Source organism: Burkholderia sp. BCC1996 (genome assembly GCF_905339955.1).
Lineage (GTDB): Bacteria > Pseudomonadota > Gammaproteobacteria > Burkholderiales > Burkholderiaceae > Burkholderia.
Genome location: NZ_CAJPHM010000008.1, coordinates 145,217 through 166,196 on the forward strand (window position 1 = coordinate 145,217; position 20,980 = coordinate 166,196).

Genomic DNA, 20,980 nt, shown 5'->3' on the forward strand with positions numbered 1-20,980 from the left:
CACATCCTTACTCGGTCGATGGGGCAGCACGTCGCGCGCGCTTCGGCGGCAATGCTTTCGGCGCGCGTACGACGCGGGAAAAGTCCGGTGTACGCTGCTGGAATTCCGCCCAGGTGGGAAAGCCCTTGGCTAGGCGATGTGCGGCGCCAAGTTTGGCCGCCGCCTCGAGCAGCGGACTGGCCGGATACCAGCGCGCGCCGTAAACCGTCTCTCCCGCATTCTTGCTGCGGTTGTCCCCTTCCGCGTGTCCGACAAGGGCATCGCGCACCTCTTGCGTCACGCCTGCTTCGCGGGCCTCATCGACCACGGTGTGGCGGAAGCTGTATGTAACAAAAAGCGGATTCGGCTCGGCCAGCGTAGTGCGCAAATAGTCTCCCAGGGCATTCAACGCATACCGGGCACGGTTCACCGAGTTTTCTCGGGACACCTGCATCGGAAACAACCATTGGCCACGTGGCACGCTGCGCACAAAGTCCGGGAATCCCAGATTCATGAGGATTTCGGGCACCGGAATGCGTCGAAGACTTACCCCGGTCTTGGTGGGCCGCTCGACGCCGTCGACGCCCTCATGTGTCGAGAAAATATAAATCCAGCTTGCGTTTCCGTGCCCCGCCAGCTGGTGCTCCTGTGCTGTGAAATCTTCGGGCAGGACAATATCGTCTCGCATGAGATACGACGCTTCAAGCGGTCGCACCCCGGTGAATCGGAGCAAAAGTGGGTACCAGAAGGCGACGGGCGCGGGCAATCGCCGGTCGAAGCCAGGTCCAGCGAACAGCGGCCCGGCGAAATACCGGTCCATCAGCGGGCTAGGTAGCGGACTGCGCGCCTCCTTGTCGCTTCGGCGCTCCTCGGCGTGCGTGCCGCGCAGTTGCAGACTGGCGAGGCGGAAGGCAAACGGGTTGACGTCCGTCAGGCCGTTGTCGATGGCGGTGGCGAACAGCGTGAACATGGCGCTGCGGTACTTTTTCAGGGTCTTGCGTTGCACGCCCTGCTCGGCGGCCACGTGCTCGAGCCAGCGCCGTCCTATCTGGCGCTCGCGGGCGAGGGCGGCCAGGGCGGCCAGGGACGCACGCTCGAGTGGGGCGTCGAGTGCGTATTGGGCGAAGCGTTCCGCGAACGCACGGTACTCCTTTTCGGTCTTGTCGCCGCCAGCGCGCGTCCTCTGCTTGGACCAGATATCAAACGCTTTAAATAGCGTCCGCTCGTTGGCAGACGTATCCGGCTCGTCGTCGAATGGCCCAGCCGGCTTCGGCGGCGTGGCACGGTACCCGTCACCGTTCTCGGCAGGGTTCAGTCGCTCCAGGCTGAGCCGCAGCGCTTTCAGTTCTGCGCCGGCCATGCGCAGGAAAAAGTCCTGGCGGTCTGCACAGTCCTTATGCAGCCGGATGCCGAGCGAGACGGCGAGGTGTTCCTCGATTTCCTCCACGAACCAGTCGGGCGGGGCGTTGCGCCGGAGCGCGCGCTGCAACCCCTGCTGACGCTGCTTCAGGTCCGCTTCATGGGCATCCAGGTGTGCATCCAGCTCCTCGTCGCTCAGGGCCGCCGCCTCCCAGTCGTACGCGTCCAGCGACCGGTACTCCCAGCTGCTGACGAGGTGGTCCAGCAGCGTGCGTTCGCGCGTGGTCAGCGCCTTGTAGGTGATAACCGGATGGGGGCGGTGCGGACGGTCGGGGGCGTCGGCCTGACGTTCGAGGTCGGCCCGCAGCGTGGCCCATTCAAGCGCGATGCCGGGGTAACGCACGAGCGCTTCCTCGTAAGTGGCACCGAGGGTGCGCTTGAACTCGCGTCCGGAGTCCTTCGTGCGCAGGTACTCCGGGATAACGACGCGGAACTCCCAGCTGCTCCGGTCGTTCGGCTGCTGCATGTACGGATGTTTGGCCATGGCGTTTTTCATGCGGTTGCAAGGTAAAAGCGTGGCCGGGTTTGTACCAGCGCTTTGTACCAGTTCAATACGTCGAACAAAGCATGAAAAGCAGGCCAATTCAAAATTGTCATTTTGAAACAATGACTTATGTCTTTGTCTGGGTGGCGCCAGACAAAGAAAAAGGCCGCTGAACCTTGCGGTGCAGCGGCCTTTTGCATTTGGTGGCGAATCAGGGACTCGAACCCCGGACCTGCGGATTATGATTCCGTCGCTCTAACCGACTGAGCTAATTCGCCGAAGACTTGAATTATGCTGATGTGCCGCCGGGCTGTCAACACCTTTTTTCATCTTCCCTGAAAAAAGTTGCCGGCGGCCCGTTCGGGCAGGATAGCGGGCGGGGTGGCCGCCCGCTACCCGACCTCAATCCTGCGCGTAGATATTGGAGTCCTTCGTCTCCTTGACGAACAGCACACCGATCACGAACGTGGCCAGCGCGATCACGATCGGATACCAGAGTCCCGAGTAGATGTTGCCCTTCGCCGCGACGATCGCGAATGCGGTCGCCGGCAGGAAGCCGCCGAACCAGCCGTTGCCGATGTGATACGGCAGCGACATCGACGTGTAGCGGATCCGCGTCGGGAACATCTCGACCAGCATCGCCGCGATCGGGCCGTAGACCATCGTCACGTAGATCACGAGGATCGTCAGGATCACGATCGTCATCGGCCAGTTGAGCTGCGCCGGGTCGGCCTTGGCCGGGTAGCCGGCCGCCTTCAGCGTCGACGCGAGCGTCTTGTCGAACGCCGCGCCTTGCGCCTTCGCGTCGGCCGCCTTGCCGTCATACGCGGGGATCACCGTATCGCCGACCTTGATCTGCGCGGTCGTGCCAGCCGGTGCCGCGACGTTCTCGTAGTTCAGGCCGGCCTTCGCGAGCGCGCTCTTCGCGATGTCGCACGAGTTCGTGAACTTCGACGTGCCCACCGGGTTGAACTGGAACGAGCAGGCGGCCGGATCGGCGAGGACCGTGATCGGCGCCTTCTGCGTCGCGAGTTCGAGTTGCGGGTTCGCGTAGTGCGTAAGCGCCTTGAACAGCGGGAAGTAGGTGAGCGCCGCGATCAGGCAGCCCGCGAGGATGATCGGCTTGCGGCCGATCTTGTCCGACAGCGAGCCGAAGAACAGGAAGAACGGCGTGCCGATCAGGAGGGCGATCGCGATCAGGATGTTCGCGCTGGCGCCGTCGACCTTCAGCGTCTGCGTGAGGAAGAACAGCGCGTAGAACTGGCCCGTGTACCACACGACGGCCTGGCCGGCGGTCAGGCCGACGAGCGCGAGGATCACGAGCTTCAGGTTCTTCCACTGGCCGAACGCTTCGGTCAGCGGCGCCTTCGACGTCTTGCCTTCCGCCTTGATGCGCAGGAACACCGGCGATTCGTTCAGCTGCAGCCGGATCCACACCGACACCGCGAGCAGCGCGATCGATGCGACGAACGGCACGCGCCAGCCCCAGCTGCCGAACGCTTCCTCGCCGATGAAGGTGCGCACGCCGAGGATCACGAGCAGCGACAGGAACAGGCCGAGCGTCGCGGTCGTCTGGATCCACGCGGTGTAGAAGCCGCGGCGGTTCGCCGGCGCATGCTCGGCGACGTAGGTCGCCGCGCCGCCGTACTCGCCGCCGAGCGCGAGGCCCTGCAGCAGCCGCATCGCGATGAAGATCACGGGCGCCGCGATGCCGATCGACGCGTAGCCTGGCAGGAAGCCGACCACGAAGGTCGAGATGCCCATGATCACGATCGTCACGAGGAACGTGTGCTTGCGGCCGACGAGGTCGCCGAGCCGGCCGAACACGATCGCGCCGAACGGACGCACGGCGAACCCGGCCGCGAAGCCGAGCAGCGTGAAGATGAATGCCGCGGTCGGATTGACTCCGGAGAAGAAGCTCTTGCTGATGTAGGCCGCGAGTGAGCCGGCCAGGTAAAAGTCGTACCACTCGAACACGGTGCCGAGCGACGACGCGAAGATCACCTTCTTCTCTTCGCCCGTCATCGGCGAGTGCGAAATTTGCCCGCCTAACGTTGCCATGAATCGTCTCCAAGTCCCTTGATATAGATGTGTGGCCGCCTTGGGTGGGCGGGCCTGTCGACGATTATTGGCACGGAAACTTACGGCGCACTGACTCGCGGGCGCAAAACGACTGCACGTTAACCCGCGCCGAATCGGCCGTTTCGTGCCCCGATCGTGTCGCGGCAGGCCGGTAAAACGCCGGTTTCGATGGGATCGCGTCGCGTATGCGGCGGTATGCGGTTCGGATCCGCCCGTATCAGGATCGATCCGCGGCGGTATCCGACAACGGCAGGCTGACGCGCACGAGCGTGCCTGCGAGGCGCGGTGCGCTCTGATAGACGTGATCGTCGAGCGTCAGCGTGCCGCCGTGCTGCGCGGCGATCTCGCGCACGATCGCGAGCCCGAGGCCGCTGCCGTCGCCTTCGCGGCCGAGGATCCGGTAGAAGCGCTCGACCACGCGCTCGCGTTCGCCGGCCGGGATGCCGGGGCCCGTATCCTCCACTTCGAGATGCACGCGCCGCGCCGCTGGCTCGGCCCGCACGCGCACCGTGATGCGGCCGCCTTCGGGCGTGTAGCGGATCGCGTTGTCGACCAGGTTGCCGAGCATCTCGCGCAGCATCACGGGATTGCCGTCGACGTCGAGCGGCGTATCGTCCTCCGGGCCTTCGTAGCCGAGGTCCATGCGCTTCGCGAGCGCGGCCTGCACCCAGTCGCGCACCGTGCGGCGCGCGAGCGCCCCGATCTCGACCGGCTCGAAGGTCAGCCCGCTCGCGCGGTTCTCGGCGCGCGCGAGCGCGAGCAGCTGCGTGACGAGCCGGGCTGCCTGCTCGGAGCTCGTCGCGATCTGCTCGAGCGAACGCTGGACGTCGGGCGGCACGGGATGGCGCAACGCGAACTCGGCCTGCGTGCGCAGCCCCGCGAGCGGCGTCTTCATCTGGTGCGCGGCGTCGGCGATGAAGCGCTTCTGCAGCGCCATGTTCTGTTCGAGGCGCGCGAGCAGGTCGTTGAACGACGTGACGAGCGGCTCGATCTCGGGCGGCGCGCGCTGCGCCTCGACGGGCGACAGGTCGTCGGGCCGCCGCGCGCGGATGTGCGCCTGCAGCGCGTTGAGCGGCGCGAGCCCGCGCGACAGCCCGAACCAGACGAGCAGGATCGCGAGCGGCAGGATCACGAACTGCGGCAGGATCACGCCCTTGATGATGTCGTTCGCGAGCGCGTTGCGCTTGTCGAGCGTCTCGCCGACCTGCACGAGCACGGGCTGCGTGCTGCTCGACTCCGGCAGCGCGACGGTCGTATACGCGACGCGCACGTCGTTGCCGCGCAGCAGGTCGTCGCGGAACACGACGACGCCCGGCGGCGGGCGGTCCTCGTCGCGCGGCAGCGGCATGTCGGCCTCGCCCGCGACCAGCTCGCCGCGCGTGCCGAGCACCTGGAAGTAAACGCTGTCGACGTTGTCCGCGCGCAGGAAGTCGCGCGTCTGCTGCGGCAGCGTCAGCTCGGCGACGCCGTTGACCGGATGGATCTGCCGCGCGAGCACGTACGCGTTGGTCTCGAGCGCGCGGTCGAACGGGCCGTTCGCGATCGTTTTCGCGACGAGATAGGTGACGGCGATGCTCATCGGCCACAGCAGCAGGAGCGGCGCGAGCATCCAGTCGAGGATTTCGCCGAACAGCGAGCGCGGTCGCGCGGCCTCGGGCGTATCGGTTTCGTCGGGCGGCGCGAACGGGTTCTCGTAGCGCGCGTCGCGCACGGCGTCGGCGGCGGACGATGGCTCGCCGGTCGGATGGCGGGAATGGGCCGGCGTGGCCATCGCGGCGACGGCCGGGTTCAGCGCAGCGGCGTGCCGGCCGCCGCGGGCTGGGGCGCGGCCGCGTCGGCCGGCGCCGCGGGCGCGACTTTCTCGAGGCAGTAGCCGAGGCCGCGCACGGTGGAAATCCGCACGCCGCTCGGCTCGATCTTCTTGCGCAGCCGGTGCACGTACACTTCGATCGCGTTGTTGCTGACTTCCTCGCCCCATTCGCACAGATGGTCGACGAGCTGCTCCTTCGACACGAGCCGGCCGATGCGCTGCAGCAGCACTTCGAGCAGCCCGAGCTCGCGCGCGGACAGATCGAGCACGCGTTCGTTCGCATACGCGATGCGGCCGACCTGGTCGAACGCGAGCGAGCCGTGGCGCACGACGGTCGGGCCGCCGCCCGCGCCGCGCCGGGTCAGCGCGCGCACGCGCGCCTCGAGCTCGTTGAGCGCGAACGGCTTGGCCATGTAGTCGTCCGCGCCGAGGTCGAGCCCCTTCACGCGCTCGTCGACGCTGTCGGCGGCGGTCAGGATCAGCACGGGGAGGTTGGAATTGCGCGCGCGCAGGCGCTTCAGCACGTCGAGCCCGGACATCTTGGGCAGCCCGAGATCGAGGATCAGCAGGTCGAAGGACTGCATCGACAGCGCGGTATCGGCCTCGATGCCGTTCTTCACGTGGTCGACCGCATAGCCCGATTGGCGGAGTGACCGGGTGAGGCCGTCCGCGAGTATGCTGTCGTCTTCGGCGATGAGAATTCGCATGTTGCTGACCGATGGCCGGCGGGGCGTGCGCGCCGGCGCGGCTGTCTCCGAAGTTATCCGTGTACAACGCAGCCTGCATTGCGGGCTTGCATAAAACACTGTTTTTTTATACAGTGTCTGCATTCGTGGGCAGCGCTTGAAAGCGGGCGCGCCTCTGACAGACGCTGCTCATCATAGCAAAGGACGATTCATGGAAGATAGCAAGAAGGGCTCCGGGATGACCGCCGAGAAGAGCAAGGCGCTGGCGGCCGCACTCGCGCAGATCGAGAAGCAGTTCGGCAAAGGGTCGATCATGCGGATGGGCGACGGCGAAGCGGCCGAAGACATCCAGGTCGTCTCCACGGGCTCGCTGGGTCTCGATATCGCGCTCGGCGTCGGCGGTCTGCCGCGCGGCCGGGTGGTCGAGATTTACGGTCCGGAATCGTCGGGTAAAACCACGCTCACGCTGCAGGTCATCGCCGAGCTGCAGAAGCTGGGCGGCACCGCAGCGTTCATCGACGCCGAGCACGCGCTCGACGTCCAATATGCAGCGAAGCTCGGCGTGAACGTGCCGGAGCTGCTGATCTCGCAGCCGGACACCGGCGAGCAGGCGCTCGAAATCACCGACGCGCTGGTGCGCTCGGGCTCGATCGACATGATCGTCATCGACTCGGTCGCGGCGCTCGTGCCGAAGGCCGAAATCGAAGGCGAGATGGGCGATTCGCTGCCGGGCCTGCAGGCTCGTCTGATGTCGCAGGCGCTGCGCAAGCTGACCGGCACGATCAAGCGCACGAACTGCCTCGTGATCTTCATCAACCAGATCCGGATGAAGATCGGCGTGATGTTCGGCAACCCGGAAACCACGACGGGCGGCAACGCGCTGAAGTTCTACTCGTCGGTGCGTCTGGATATCCGCCGGATCGGCTCGATCAAGAAGAACGACGAGGTGATCGGCAACGAAACCCGCGTGAAGGTCGTCAAGAACAAGGTGTCGCCGCCGTTCCGCGAAGCGATCTTCGACATCCTGTACGGCGAAGGCATTTCGCGCCAGGGCGAGATCATCGATCTCGGCGTGCAGGCGAAGATCGTCGACAAGGCCGGCGCCTGGTACAGCTACAACGGCGAGAAGATCGGCCAGGGCAAGGACAACGCGCGTGAATTCCTGCGCGAGAACCCGGAAATCGCCCGCGAGATCGAAAACCGCATTCGCGAGTCGCTCGGCGTTGCCGCGATGCCCGATGGCGTAGTCGACGAAGCCGAGGCGATGGACGAAGAAGAGTGATGGTCGGGCGCCGAGGTCACGCTGGCGAACCGGACCCGAGCGACGCGCCCGACACGGCGGGCCGCTCCGGCCGGCGAGCCGCATCCTCGGGTGCCGACCGGCGGGGCGCGGGCAGTCAGTCCGCGCACCGCACCGCGACGAGGGCATCCGACGATGCCCTCGTTTCGTTTGAGATCACCGCACCGGTCGATCCGTTCGACGACGACGAATCGTTCGACGCGCACGACCGGTCGCGCCGTCGCGTGTCCGGTGTCGGCTTCCCGGGCGAGCGCGCAGCCGATGCGGCGGCGTCGGTCAAGGAAGATGTGTATACGCGCAGCAGCCAGCATCCGCGTCGCACACGCCGTGCGGCCGGCGGTTCAGGCAGCGCTGCTTCCGGCGACGAGGCCGGCGCCACCGGGCGCAAGTCGTCGAAACCGCCGCGTTCGCTGAAGGGCCGCGCACTCGGCTATCTGTCACGGCGCGAATACAGCCGCGCCGAACTCGCGCGCAAGCTCGCGCCGTACGTCGGCGAGGACGAATCGGTCGAGCCGGTGCTCGATGCGCTGGAACAGGAAGGCTGGCTGTCCGATGCACGCTTTGCCGAGAGCCTCGTGCATCGCCGCGCATCGCGCGTCGGCGTCGCGCGCATCGTCAGCGAACTGAAGCGCCATGCGGTCGGCGACAACCTCGTCGAGGAAGTGAATGCGCAGTTGCGCGAGACCGAGTGGACGCGCGCGCAGGCCGTCTGGCGCAAGAAATTCGGTGCACTGCCGCAAACGCCCGCCGAGCGCGCGAAGCAGGCGCGCTTCCTTGCCGCGCGCGGCTTTTCGAGCGCGACCATCGTGAAGTTGCTGAAGGTTGGCGACGATTTCCCGATCGACGACTGACCGCTTCGGTCGCGCGCGCTGCGCGCGATTTTGCTGCAATGCAACCGTTTCCGGACAGGCGGGAATACCCGCCGTCGCGGCCGGATGCCTCAAATACCCAATATGCTAAAATCCACGGGTTTTCCTCTTCGGCCTCAACCTCCAGCATGCCGCTATCCGAGCCCGTGCCCCGTCAGTTGCGACATCGACGCGCAATCCGAGCGGAAGCCTACGAGCGCGACGACGGCTTGTGGGACATCGAAGCCTGCCTGACCGACCACAAGCCGCGCGATGTCGCGCTTGCGTCGGGCATCCGGCCCCAGGGCCTGCCGATCCACGAACTCTGGCTGCGCGTGACCATCGATCGTGACCTCAATGTCGTCGACGCCGAAGCGTCTTCGGAGTGGGTTCCCTATCCCGGTCACTGTCAATCCGCCCCTCCCGCCTATCGGGCCCTCATCGGGCTCAACCTCTTCCGCAATTTCCGCCGCAACGCGAACCGGCTGCTCGCCGGCGTCGCGGGCTGTTCCCATCTGACCGAACTGTGCGCCGTGCTGCCGACGGCAGCGATCCAGGCGTTCGCCGGTGACGTGTGGAACGTGCGCGAAGAGGGCGGCGAAGGGCCGGACCATGACGGCGAGCACGTCGAGCCGCCTTTCCAGCTCGGCCGCTGCCGGGCATTGCGGTTCGACGGCGAGGTCGTGCGGCAGTACTACCCGCGGTGGTACGGCCCGCTTCGGCCGGATCTGCCCGGTGAGGGCAGCACGAAGGAATGAACGGAAATCATTCGAAGAAGCGTCTTAAGCGACATTTCATCCAACTCTCAGACTGAAGGGAATCACGCATGAAGATTCACGAGTACCAGGGTAAGGAAATCCTGCGGAAATTCGGAGTCGCGGTACCGCGCGGCAAGCCGGCGTTCTCGGTGGACGAGGCCGTCAAGGTGGCGGAAGAGCTCGGTGGCCCGGTTTGGGTCGTGAAGGCTCAGATTCACGCGGGTGGCCGTGGCAAGGGCGGCGGCGTGAAGGTGGCGAAGTCGATCGAGCAGGTCCGCGAATACGCGAACCAGATCCTCGGCATGCAGCTCGTCACGCACCAGACCGGTCCGGAAGGTCAGAAGGTCAACCGCCTGATGATCGAAGAAGGCGCCGACATCAAGCAGGAACTGTATGTCAGCCTCGTCGTCGACCGCATCTCGCAGAAGATCGTGCTGATGGGTTCGAGCGAAGGCGGCATGGACATCGAGGAAGTTGCCGAAAAGCACCCGGAACTGATCCACAAGGTCATCGTCGAGCCGTCGACGGGCCTGCTCGACGCGCAAGCCGACGACCTCGCCGCGAAGATCGGCGTGCCGGCTGCTTCGATTCCGCAAGCACGCGCGATCCTGCAAGGCCTGTACAAGGCATTCTGGGAAACCGACGCATCGCTGGCTGAAATCAACCCGCTGAACGTCTCCGGCGACGGCAAGGTCATCGCACTCGACGCGAAGTTCAACTTCGACTCGAACGCGCTGTTCCGTCACCCGGAAATCGTCGCGTACCGCGACCTGGACGAAGAAGATCCGGCTGAAATCGAAGCGTCGAAGTTCGACCTCGCGTACATCTCGCTCGACGGCAACATCGGCTGTCTCGTGAACGGCGCAGGCCTCGCGATGGCGACGATGGACACGATCAAGCTGTTCGGCGGCGAACCGGCGAACTTCCTGGACGTCGGCGGTGGCGCGACGACCGAGAAGGTCACGGAAGCATTCAAGCTGATGCTGAAGAACCCGGACCTGAAGGCGATCCTCGTGAACATCTTCGGCGGCATCATGCGCTGCGACGTGATCGCGGAAGGCGTGATCGCCGGTTCGAAGGCCGTGAACCTGAACGTGCCGCTCGTCGTGCGCATGAAGGGCACGAACGAAGACCTCGGCAAGAAGATGCTGGCCGATTCGGGCCTGCCGATCATCTCGGCTGACAGCATGGAAGAGGCTGCGCAGAAGGTTGTCGCGGCTGCCGCAGGCAAGTAAGCGCGCTCAATGAATAGGTATGGCGGCGCGGTTTGCACGCGACGCCAATCGAACAGAGGTCAAAATACATGTCGATTCTGATCAACAAGGACACGAAGGTCATCACGCAGGGCATTACCGGCAAAACCGGTCAGTTCCACACGCGCGCCTGCCGTGAATACGCAAACGGCCGCGAAGCATTCGTCGCGGGCGTGAACCCGAAGAAGGCCGGCGAAGATTTCGAAGGCATTCCGATCTACGCGAGCGTCAAGGAAGCGAAGGCCGAAACCGGCGCGACCGTGTCGGTCATCTACGTTCCGCCGGCAGGTGCTGCTGCTGCGATCTGGGAAGCGGTCGAAGCCGACCTCGATCTCGCGATCTGCATCACGGAAGGCATTCCGGTTCGCGACATGATCGAAGTGAAGGACCGCATGCGTCGCGAAGGCCGCAAGACGCTGCTGCTCGGGCCGAACTGCCCGGGCACGATCACGCCGGACGAACTGAAGATCGGCATCATGCCGGGTCACATCCACCGCAAGGGCCGCATCGGCGTCGTGTCGCGTTCGGGCACGCTGACGTATGAAGCGGTTGCGCAGCTGACGGCACTGGGCCTCGGCCAGTCGTCGGCAGTCGGTATCGGCGGCGACCCGATCAACGGTCTGAAGCACATCGACGTGATGAAGATGTTCAACGACGATCCGGATACGGATGCGGTCGTGATGATCGGCGAAATCGGCGGTCCGGACGAAGCCAACGCGGCAGAGTGGATCAAGGACAACATGAAGAAGCCGGTCGTCGGCTTCATCGCTGGCGTCACGGCGCCTCCGGGCAAGCGCATGGGCCACGCCGGCGCGCTGATCTCGGGCGGTGCGGATACGGCCGAAGCGAAGCTGGAAATCATGGAAGCGTGCGGCATCACCGTCACGCGCAACCCGTCGGAAATGGGCCGCCTGCTGAAGAAGGCGCTGTAATTTCCGCGTGGTTCGTCCTGCAAAAAACGCCGGCTTCGCCGGCGTTTTTTGTTATGCTCGCGCAATGAATTTGTAAGCCCCGGGGCTGCGCGATGCATGTCCCGGCATTGACCCGGGCCGCCTGTTCGACAGCCGTTGCCCCGCACCCGATCACCCGATACTGCTCATGCTTGAATTCCTGACGTCGCTCCACTGGGGCGCGGTGTTTCAGATCGTCATCATCGACATTCTCCTCGGCGGCGACAACGCGGTCGTGATCGCGCTCGCATGCCGCAACCTGCCCGCCAACCAGCGGCTGCGCGGCGTCGTGTGGGGCACGGCCGGCGCGATCCTGCTGCGGGTCGCGCTGATCGCGTTCGCGGTCGTGCTGCTCGACGTGCCGTTCCTGAAGTTCGGCGGCGGCCTGCTGCTGCTGTGGATCGGCGTCAAGCTGATGGCGCCGGACGCCGATGCGCACGACAACGTGAAGCCGGCCGACCGGCTGTGGGACGCGGTGAAGACGATCGTGATCGCCGACGCCGTGATGAGCCTCGACAACGTGATCGCGATTGCCGGCGCGGCCGAGCAGGCCGATCCGTCGCACCGGCTGGCGCTGGTGATCTTCGGGCTCGTCGTCAGCGTGCCGATCATCGTGTGGGGCAGCACGCTCGTGCTGAAGCTGCTCGACCGCTTTCCGGTCGTCGTCGCGCTGGGCGCCGGGCTGCTGGGCTGGATCGCCGGCGGGCTGATGGTGCACGACCCGGTCGGCGACCGCTGGCCGGTACTCGATACGCAGGCCGCGATCTACGGCGCGAGCATCGCCGGCGCGCTGTTCGTCGTCACCGCGGGTTACGCGCTCCGGCGCCGCCGCGGCGTCCCGCGCGCGCATTGACGTTGGCCGTCCGGCCGACTGCCGGGGCCGCGGCCCGCTGGCTACGATCGAAACGCCTGCCTGATTCGGCAGGCGTTTTTCGTTTCCGGAGCCAGTCATGTTCGAAGCCTTTTCCGTTTCCCTGTTCCGTCGCATCGCCGCCGATCTGCGGCGCGCGCGCCGGCCGGCGCCGCGCTGGCGGCCGGCCGGCTTCACGCTGATCGAGCTGATGATCGTGCTCGCGATCGTCGGCGTGATCGCGGCCTATGCGATTCCCGCATACCAGGATTACCTCGCGCGCTCGCGCGTCGGCGAGGGGCTCGCGCTCGCGTCGTCCGCGCGGCTCGCGGTCGCCGACAATGCCGCGAGCGGCGCGGGCCTCGACGGCGGCTACAGCCCGCCGGCCGCCACCCGCAACGTCGAATCCGTCGTCATCGACGGCGACACGGGCCAGATCACGGTGGCGTTTACCGCCCGCGTCGCCGCGGCCGGCGCGAATACGCTCGTCCTCGTGCCGTCCGCGCCGGACAAGGCCGATACGCCGACCGCGCGCGTACCGCTGAAAAAGGGCACGATGCAGGCCGGTGCGATCGCATGGGAGTGCTTTGCCGCCGGCAAGGCTGCGTCGTCGCTCCCGGCGCCGGGCGCGGGCCCGCTACCGGCGGAGGCCGCGACGTTGCCCTCGAAATATGCGCCGGCGGAATGCCGCGCGTAGGGGCGGGGGCATGCCGGCGAGTGCGGGGCCGCGTGCACGGCGCGGCGCCCGCCGTGCCGGCGGGTTCCGCCGGTCGCACCGGTCGCGCCGCGTCGGGTGACGGTGCGACGGGCCCGCACAGAGCGGGGAAAGTTTTGTATAGTGCGCCGGTTGCTGACATCCGGTTCGCTCATGCCTTCTACTTTTTCCCGTTCGTTGCCGCTCGTTGCGCTGGCTGTCGCCCTGATCGTGCCGTACTCGATCACGAATCACACGTATCCGATTCCAACCTTCTATTCCGAATTTGCCGCGCTGGTGCTGTATCTGCTGGTGGGGCTCTCCGTCGTCCTGCTCGCGCGCACGGGCCGCCCGGCCGAGCCGTTCGCCGCGCCGGCCGCGTTCGTCGCGCCGCTCGGGTTCGCGGCGGTGCTGATCGCGCAGGTTGCGCTGATGCCGCTGAAGGTGCCGTCGATGAACTGGCTGGCGGTCGGCTATCTGGCCGCCGCGCTGGTCGCGATGCAGGCCGGCTACACGCTCGCGCGCGAGGGGCTCGCCGAAGCCGTCGCGCGAATGATGTCCGGCGCGCTGCTCGTCGGCGGGGTGTTCGCGGTCGCGAGCCAGATCGTTCAGCTGTTCCATCTCGAGTCCGCGGTGTCGCCGTTCGTCGTCGTGTACAACATCGCGGTCGATCGCCGTCCGTACGGCAACATGGCGCAGGCGAACCACCTGGCGACCTACATCGCGTTCGCGCTCGCGGGCGCGCTGTATCTGGCGCAGACGCGCCGGCTCGCGGCATGGGCGTGGCTCGCGCTGTCGATCGCGCTGTCGGTCGGGCTCGCGCTGACGGTGTCGCGCGGCCCGTGGCTGCAGGTCGCGGTGCTGGTCGTCGCGGGTTTCTGGATGGCATGGCTCGAGTCGCGCCGCGCGCCGGGCAACCGCCGCGCATGGCTGATGCCGGTCGCGCTCGCGGTGATCTTCGTCGCGGTGAACGTCGCGGTGCGCTGGGCCAACGTGCACTTCCACCTGGGGCTCGCCGAGTCGGCGGCCGACCGGATGCGCGACGCGGGGCAGATCGCGCCGCGCCTCGCGCTGTGGAAGTACGGGCTTGCGATGTTCCGCGAGCATCCGTTGCTCGGCGTCGGCTGGGGCGAATTCCCGTCGCATCAGTTCGCGCTCGTGCGTACGCTCGGCGGTGTCGAGATCGCGAACAACTCGCACGACATCTTCATCGACCTGCTCGCGAAGTCCGGCCTCGTCGGCCTCGGCGTGCTCGTCGTCGCGCTCGTGACGTGGTTCGTGCGCGCGGTGCGCGCGCCGCAGTCGAGCACGCGCGTGTTCGGCCTCGCGCTGATCGGCATCCTGCTGATGCATGCGCTCGTCGAATATCCGCAGCAATACATGTTCTTCCTGCTGCCGGCGATGTTCGTGATCGGCCTGCTCGACGTGAAGCCGCTGCGTATCCTGCCGGGCCGCGCGGCGTTCGGGCTGTTCGCGGTGCTGTCGGTCGGCGGCGTGCTGGCGGCAGTGCCCGTGCTGCGCGACTACCAGCGCGCGGAAGTGCTGTACTACGGCAGCGAACCGGCCGCGCAGTACCGCGACGCGCCGTCGCGGCTGTTCGGCGCGTGGGGCGATTACGGCGCGGCCACGCTGCTGACGATTTCGCCGGACAACCTGCCGCTCAAGCTCGTCGCGCACGAGCGCGCGATCGCGCTGCTGCCCGGCGAGACGGTGCTGCGCCGCTATGCGGCGCTGCAGGCGCTGGCCGGCCGCGACGCCGACGCGCTCGATACGGTTGCGCGCCTGCATGTGTTCGCGAAGGAGTTGAAGGATTGGCCGCAGCAGCTTGCGTTGCTGTACAAGCTGTGCGACCAGCAGCCGGCGCTGAAGGCGTTCAAGGCGGCGGTGGTCGCGAAGTACGGAGAAGTCCCGGCCGACGCGGACGACGACGACTCGGACGACGATTCGGAGTGACGCCGCGCGGCGCCGGGCGGGGAATCCCGGCGTCGGTCGGATTGCGGTGGAGCAGGGGAGCGATGGCGGCCCGGGACGGTGCGGCGATTGCTTCCCGCGAAGAATGGATGCCCGCCGGATATGGCGCGATTCGCGTCAACCATTGTCAAATCGCCGCCACGCGCGAGGCGGCGCGTGCACAATGCGCGAAAGCGTTCGCATGCATGGCCGCCCGGAGCGGGCTGCCGGCACGAACGCTGCCCCCGGATCTCCGGGAACCCGCGCAGCAGGATCGCGACCGGGCAACCATCGGTCGTGCGGCCGCAACGGGGCGCCGGTCCGATGGCCGCGGCGCGGGGCGATGCACGCGCTGCGGCCGGACGATGTCAGCCGGCGCGGCATTCGTCCGCAACAGTACTCAAGAACGATATTCGACCATGGCTCTTCGCTCGACCATCCTGATCCTGCCTGCCGTCGCCGTGCTGCTTTCCGGCTGCGCGATGCTGTCGTCGTCGCAGGAAAGCAAGCTGACCTGCCGCATTCCGCGCGCCGTCTACCCGGATGGCGCGAAGCCGCTCACGCGTCCCGTCACCGTGCTCGTGCGCGCGCTGATGACGACCTCGGGCGAAGCCCAGAACGTCACCGTGACCACGAGCAGCCGCAATGCCGCGGCAGACCGCGCGGCCGTCGACGCGATGACGCATGCGAGCTGCGCGCAGACCGGCGCCACCGCGAATCCGTTCCTGCTCACGCAACCGTTCGTGTTCGAGCCGCGTCGCGGCGAGTGACGCGAGGCACCGTGGCCGCTGATGCGTGTGCGGCCAGGGCCGTCGTACGCGAGACAGTTCGCTGCGGCTCGCGATCGCGCAGCCGCAGCGAGGGCCGGCCACCGAGGCTTCCGGTGCGCGCTTCAGAAGGCCCGTTTCTTCAGCGTATAGGCATGCAGCCAGTACAGCGTGTTGGTCTGCGCGTCGAAGTAGCCGCCCTGTGCGGTCTTGTCGGTCGTTTTATTCCACGACTTGCCGGCGTCGGTGCTGCTGAACGTCAGGTCGACCGGTGCGCCGCCGCCGGTGCCGCCATTTCCGGAGTTCGGATCGGTCGCATAGACGAGCAGGAGGCCGTTGCGACCGATGCTCATGCTGTCGAGCGTGAGCTTCTCGTCGAACGTGCGCAGTTGCTGCACGGCCTCGGGATGGTCGTTCGTCCACGTGGAAATGGCGCCCGTCCGGCGACCGTTGTCGGGACCCTCGCCGTTTTGCGGCTTGTCGAGATGCGACAGCGTGTACAGCGAATAACGTGATCCTGATCCCGGCGTGGGCGGCGTGGTGTCGAGCGCAGTGACGACCTGGCCTGGCAGCACGGTATCCGTCACGAATGCGTGCTGCCCCCAGTCGAGCCGATCGACCACGCTGTGACCCGGCGCTTCGGCAGTCTGTGCGACGTAGTAGGCGATCCGCAGAACCCCGTCCGGGCCGAGGCTGATTGCATTGAAATCCTGGCGCGTGTCGCTGCCGGTGTGGGCATCGGCCGGCACGTCGATCGCCTGCCACGTGTTTCCGCCGTCCGCGGTCCGCCATATGCGGGGGCCCCAGCCGGCCGCGTAGCCACGCTGCGGATCGAGAAAGAGCAGGCGGCCGATGTTCCGGTTTTCGGGCCATTGAAGTTGCGACCATGTCTGGCCGCCATTGCTCGATTTCCACAGCCTGGTAGTTTGCGGCGCGTCGCCGCCGTGCGCCTCGGGAGCCTTGTAGTTCATCCATGACGTGCTGATGAACTGAACGGTCCAGTCCGGCGAGTACCACCAGGCGGCCTCCTGGCCGACCTGCTGGAAATGGCGCTTCATCCCGCCGTCGATCGTGCCGCGGAAGAAGCTGATCGTCATGCGGTTCAGCAACTCGCCGGTGTCGTTCATCCATGCTTCGGTCGGCTCGGGCCGCTGCGGCTCGTTCGATTCGGCCTGCGGCTTGAACGTCACTTCGGGATTGGCGAGCTTGACGCTCATCACGTCGTTGCCCTTGATGCGGAAGTTGCCGCCGCCATACGGCGCGTCGTCCCGCATGAAGCTTGTCGAAATCGTCTCCCAGCCCGTCGTCATATTCACGTACCCGTATGTTGCAATGGCCAGGGCAACGAGGCCACCGGCGATCCATTTCCAGCGCTTGTGTTTTCGCATGTCACTTTTTCAGCAAACGTTCGAGCGCGCGGTTAACTTCGTCGGCCGCATCCGAACCCCACTCGCGTGCCTTGTCGGCGGCGTCCGAGCCCCACTCGCGCGCCTTGTCGGTGGCGTCCGAGCCCCACTCGCGGGCTTTGTCGACCGCGTCCTTGCTCCATTCGCGCGCTTTTGCCTTGGCGACGGGAATGCCCGCGTCGATTGCCTGTTTGCGCGTGCGCCCGTCGGCCCATTCCTCGATGTTCGGCCGCCTGCCGATCTTGATGAGATCCGAGATCGGCAGGCCGGCCAGCCCTCCGTCCAGATACGCCAATGGGTGAGTGACAAAGGCGAAGGTCTTGAACGTATCTCCGCCCTTGTCCAGTTCCAGTTCGTATCGCTTCACCTGCATCGAGAGCTTGCCGTTTCCCGGTTTCGCGCTATTGAATGCGATCTGGTTTCCCTGCATGTTCTGATACAGCCCGATCTCGATGTATTTCTGAAGCCACCAGCGCGCGTTATCCAGCCATTTCTTTCCTTTTATCGTGAGGGCGGGATACAGATTGGCGCCGTAATCCGAGCAATAGTAGTAGCCGTAACTCACATAGTAATCGGGCGGCTTATGCCCGCACCCGATATGACGCATCATGAAATTGCCGTGGCGGGACCAGTCCGAATCGGTGCTTTTCGGTTTGATCAGTTCCTCTCGCCGATGCAGCAGTTCATGGACGACTTTCTTGTCTTTCCACGGATCCCATGACGTTGCGAATTTCTTCACGGTCTCCCATGCGCTCGACACGCTGACCTTCTCGACCGTTTCCCAGTATTCGCCGTGAAGCGGCAGGTAGTAGAACGGGCAAGTACCAACGATGGAATCCGCCGCCGGCGTCACATGCTTGTCGCAGATATTGATCGCCACCTTCGGCCGATCCTTGTATCCCGTCGGCGTCAGCATCCCCGCGCCGGTACCCAGCACGTGGTCCTTCTGTTGCACGTCAGCCATTCGATTTCCCCAAGAACTTGACGACGACGTCGTGCGGCACGTGGCTCTGCGTGAGCCCGGTCTCGCCTGCCGCGTTGGTGACGCCTTCCGAGATCAGCGTGCCGTTCGAGAACATCTGGTATCGCGTATTCGCGACCGGAATGTCGGTGCCGGCCCAGTGCGCGATGAACGCCTGGTCGTAGTTGCCGCTCGAGTTCGGCAGCGTCGGCATGGTTTGCGACAGGTGCGTGGGGCCGTTGAACAGGTGCTGCGCACCCTTGATGTCGATCTTGCCGGGCGCGTGCACCTCGATGTTGCCGTCCGCGATGCGGATGTAGGCGCCGCCGGAAGTCAGCAGGATTTCCTTCGCTGCCGCGCCTTCGATCGACTGCGTGGCCGCCACCAGTTTCAGCGCCTTCTGCGCGGTCAGTTCGATGTTGTCCGCCTGCGCCTGGATTTCCACCTTGCCCTTGCCGGCGAACAGCTTCATGCCTGCGTTCTGCGCGAACAGGCTGATCCGGTCGAGGACGCTCGCGATCAGCGACTTGCCGGCCGCGACGTGCGTGCTTTGTCCGCTGATGAGGTTGACGTGCCGGTCCGCGGCGAACTGCACGGATTGCTGCGTCGACAGCGCGATGCCGGCCGGGCTGCCGAACAGCATCACGGGCTCCTTGAACGCGTTGGCCGTGCCGGTGCCGCCGCCGGCGGTCCTGCCGCCCGCGGTGCTGCCGCTCACGCTGTTCTGCGTCGCATCGCTGAACTGCTTCAGCGCCGTGTGGCCGGAGTCGAGCGACTCGCCCTGATGCTGCGCGCTGACCTCCGACATCGTTTCCATCAGGCCTTCCGCGCGGACGAGCTGCTGTTGCGTTTCCTTCACGTCGAGCGGCTGGCTTGCCGGCTGCTTCGGGTGCGTCGTGACGTACAGCCCGCGGCTCGCGCGCACCGCGCCGTATGCATCCGAGCGCAGGTCGAAGCCGCTGCCGAGATAGCCGCCGCGATCGTTGCCCGTGTGGTCGATCAGGTAGCCCAGGTGCAGGTGCGTGTTGGCCTGGCTGCTGTACAGGTGTACGCGGTTCTGCGACGTCGCGTCGTCGAGCACCAGCTGGTTGTAGCCGGCACCCGCATATTCCTTCGACCGGTAACCGGACAGGATGCCGTTGCTGTGCCATTGCGGGCTCGTCGCACCGTTGTAGACCTTGCCGACGATGATCGGACGATCGCAGTCGCCGCCGAGGAAGTCGACCAGCACTTCCTCGCCGCTGCGATGCGGATGAACGGCACCATAGCCGTTTCCGGAATCCGACGCCGTGGCACGCAGCCAGCACGACGCCTTCTCGTCGCCGTCGTTCAGGCGGTCCCAATGGAATCGAACCTTGACCCGGTTGAGCGCGTCGGTGTGGACTTCTTCGCCCTGCGGTGCGACGACGATCGCGGATTGCAGGTGCATCGGTGGTTTCGCGTGCTCGAACGGGCTGCGGAACGGCACCGTCGTGCGCTGCGCCTCGATGTTGACCTGGAAAATACCCTCGCTGCCGTCCGGATGCCGGACGTACGACAGGTCCGCGACGTCGGCCCGCACGAGCGCGCCGATGTCGGCCTGCAGGCTGTGCGGGAACGCGGCCTGTCGGTCGGCGACGGGCAGGTTGTTGGCGATCAGCCAGGCCGTCTCGATCACCGCGAAGCGGCGCTGGCCCGCGTCGTCCTTGTCGTGTTCGGGGTGATCGGCGAGCTCGAACGTGCGTCCCGCATCCATGCGCCGGACGCCGCCGATGCCGTGAAAACGCTTCGCAAGCGACTCCTGCTGCTCCATCCAGAGCTTCGACAGATGGTCGCCGCGAGACTGTTCGGGGTACGTGTAGGCGCCGGTGTATTCGTAGACTTCGAGCTGCTGCGGCAGGTCGCCCTGGTTCGCGATCGTCGGCAGATGAGTCGCCTTCGGATTCGACGCGGTGGGCGGCTGCTTGTAGTCGAACGTGCGCGTCGTACGCTCGACGCTGCGCAGCGTGCGCGTGCCGGAGAACTGGACGAGCGTGTCGGCCTCGTCGCGTGCGCCGGCGTGATGAAAGCGCACGGTCGGCGGCGACAGCGCGGGCAGCGCGTCGATCCGGTCGACGACGACGAGCGTGTGCGACTTGCCGTCTTGCGCCTGCTCCCAGAAACCGTACAGGCCTTCCGATTCCAGCAGGCGGTGCACGAAGTTCCAGTCGTCCTCGTATTGCATGCAGAACGAGCGGGACGGCAGCGGCTGGTAGAGCCTGAATTCGAAGCAGCCCCTGGCTTGCGGGTGCTGGTTCAGGACGTCGGCGATGATCTCGTCGGCGGGTTTGTCCTGCCAGATGCGCTGGTCGCGGCGGAACTTCAGGAAGTGCAGGAACGACGCGAAGACGATCTGGTAGTGCGTGAGGCCGCTGTCCGACCCGAGCCGGCGGGCAGCGTGCACGTACCCGTGGTGTGGCGCGTACGACTTGTCGGCCTGCTGGATCCGCAGCGTGACGGGCTGCGCGATCAGCTTCTTGAGCTCGATGTCGTCGGACACCGACACGGCGTCGACGGTGAACTCGAAATGACGCCCGAGCCGGGAGCGTCCCTTGACGCGATGGGGCAGCAGGACGTCAGGGCCGAGCGGCGTCTCTAGCTGGACGAGTCGTTCGTCCTGGATCGGCCCGGCCAGCCGCGCGTTTCTCAATGCTTGCGAATTCATCACCCGTGCTCGCTTTTTTTGTGCTGGGTCGCACGCTCTCCCGTGCGGAATCCGTCAATTGTATGAGATAAACGCCAGCTATCTCGAATTTGCCTTTCAA

At 66.0% G+C, this 20,980-nt stretch carries 16 protein-coding genes and 1 tRNA gene; 9 read left to right on the forward strand and 8 right to left on the reverse strand.

Annotated elements, in window-relative coordinates; translation table 11 throughout:
- Nucleotides 1-7: 7 nt before the first annotated feature.
- From U4Z64_RS14145 to U4Z64_RS14165, 5 genes are all read right to left on the reverse strand, one after another.
- Nucleotides 8-1,882 (reverse strand): hypothetical protein, encoded by a 1,875-nt coding sequence (locus U4Z64_RS14145; RefSeq protein ID WP_321820283.1) that lies wholly within the window; start codon nt 1,880-1,882, stop codon nt 8-10.
- A gap of 201 nt (nt 1,883-2,083) precedes the next feature.
- Nucleotides 2,084-2,160: transfer RNA gene (locus U4Z64_RS14150), tRNA-Met, on the reverse strand.
- A gap of 124 nt (nt 2,161-2,284) precedes the next feature.
- Entirely contained in the window at nt 2,285-3,943 is a 1,659-nt protein-coding gene (locus U4Z64_RS14155) for an MFS transporter (protein WP_124486914.1), read from the reverse strand.
- Between the two features lie 238 nt (nt 3,944-4,181).
- Entirely contained in the window at nt 4,182-5,735 is a 1,554-nt protein-coding gene (locus tag U4Z64_RS14160; RefSeq protein ID WP_124486915.1) for a sensor histidine kinase, read from the reverse strand.
- 17 nt (nt 5,736-5,752) lie between these two features.
- Nucleotides 5,753-6,481: a response regulator transcription factor gene (locus U4Z64_RS14165; protein ID WP_044844524.1), complete on the reverse strand. Its 729-nt coding sequence runs from the start codon at nt 6,479-6,481 to the stop codon at nt 5,753-5,755.
- A 190-nt stretch (nt 6,482-6,671) separates the two neighbouring features.
- Here U4Z64_RS14165 and recA point away from each other — a divergent pair, with 190 nt between their 5' ends.
- The 9 genes from recA to U4Z64_RS14210 all read left to right on the forward strand — a co-directional run bounded on the left by recA (nt 6,672) and on the right by U4Z64_RS14210 (nt 15,833).
- On the forward strand, nt 6,672-7,742 hold the full coding sequence (gene recA, locus U4Z64_RS14170) for a recombinase RecA (protein ID WP_044844523.1): 1,071 nt from the start codon (nt 6,672-6,674) through the stop codon (nt 7,740-7,742).
- Entirely contained in the window at nt 7,742-8,611 is an 870-nt protein-coding gene (gene recX, locus U4Z64_RS14175; RefSeq protein WP_124486917.1) for a recombination regulator RecX, read from the forward strand. Before recA ends, recX begins: the two co-directional genes overlap by 1 nt.
- A 146-nt stretch (nt 8,612-8,757) precedes the next feature.
- A complete protein-coding gene (locus tag U4Z64_RS14180; protein ID WP_044844521.1) occupies nt 8,758-9,366 on the forward strand; it encodes a DUF2889 domain-containing protein in 609 nt (202 codons plus the stop codon).
- Between the two features lie 68 nt (nt 9,367-9,434).
- Nucleotides 9,435-10,601, forward strand: a complete 1,167-nt coding sequence (gene sucC, locus U4Z64_RS14185) for an ADP-forming succinate--CoA ligase subunit beta (RefSeq protein WP_006755512.1) — start codon at nt 9,435-9,437, stop codon at nt 10,599-10,601.
- Between the two features lie 68 nt (nt 10,602-10,669).
- On the forward strand, nt 10,670-11,551 hold the full coding sequence (sucD, locus tag U4Z64_RS14190; RefSeq protein WP_006477916.1) for a succinate--CoA ligase subunit alpha: 882 nt from the start codon (nt 10,670-10,672) through the stop codon (nt 11,549-11,551).
- 166 nt (nt 11,552-11,717) lie between these two features.
- Entirely contained in the window at nt 11,718-12,422 is a 705-nt protein-coding gene (locus U4Z64_RS14195) for a TerC family protein (protein WP_044844520.1), read from the forward strand.
- A 97-nt stretch (nt 12,423-12,519) separates the two neighbouring features.
- Nucleotides 12,520-13,116: a pilin gene (locus U4Z64_RS14200; RefSeq protein ID WP_321820284.1), complete on the forward strand. Its 597-nt coding sequence runs from the start codon at nt 12,520-12,522 to the stop codon at nt 13,114-13,116.
- 171 nt (nt 13,117-13,287) lie between these two features.
- The gene (locus U4Z64_RS14205) at nt 13,288-15,066 is read left to right on the forward strand and encodes a PglL family O-oligosaccharyltransferase (RefSeq protein ID WP_321820285.1); all 1,779 of its coding nucleotides are present in this window, start codon (nt 13,288-13,290) and stop codon (nt 15,064-15,066) included.
- 62 nt (nt 15,067-15,128) lie between these two features.
- Complete coding sequence (locus tag U4Z64_RS14210; protein ID WP_321820286.1) at nt 15,129-15,833, forward strand: TonB family protein; 705 nt, start codon at nt 15,129-15,131, stop codon at nt 15,831-15,833.
- Between the two features lie 122 nt (nt 15,834-15,955).
- Here U4Z64_RS14210 and U4Z64_RS14215 read toward each other — a convergent pair whose 3' ends face one another.
- From U4Z64_RS14215 to U4Z64_RS14225, 3 genes are all read right to left on the reverse strand, one after another.
- On the reverse strand, nt 15,956-17,140 hold the full coding sequence (locus U4Z64_RS14215) for a glycosyl hydrolase (protein ID WP_321820341.1): 1,185 nt from the start codon (nt 17,138-17,140) through the stop codon (nt 15,956-15,958).
- 79 nt (nt 17,141-17,219) lie between these two features.
- Nucleotides 17,220-18,200: a hypothetical protein gene (locus U4Z64_RS14220; protein ID WP_321820287.1), complete on the reverse strand. Its 981-nt coding sequence runs from the start codon at nt 18,198-18,200 to the stop codon at nt 17,220-17,222.
- A complete protein-coding gene (locus U4Z64_RS14225) occupies nt 18,193-20,880 on the reverse strand; it encodes a type VI secretion system Vgr family protein (protein ID WP_321820288.1) in 2,688 nt (895 codons plus the stop codon). Before U4Z64_RS14225 ends, U4Z64_RS14220 begins: the two co-directional genes overlap by 8 nt.
- Nucleotides 20,881-20,980 lie beyond the last annotated feature (100 nt).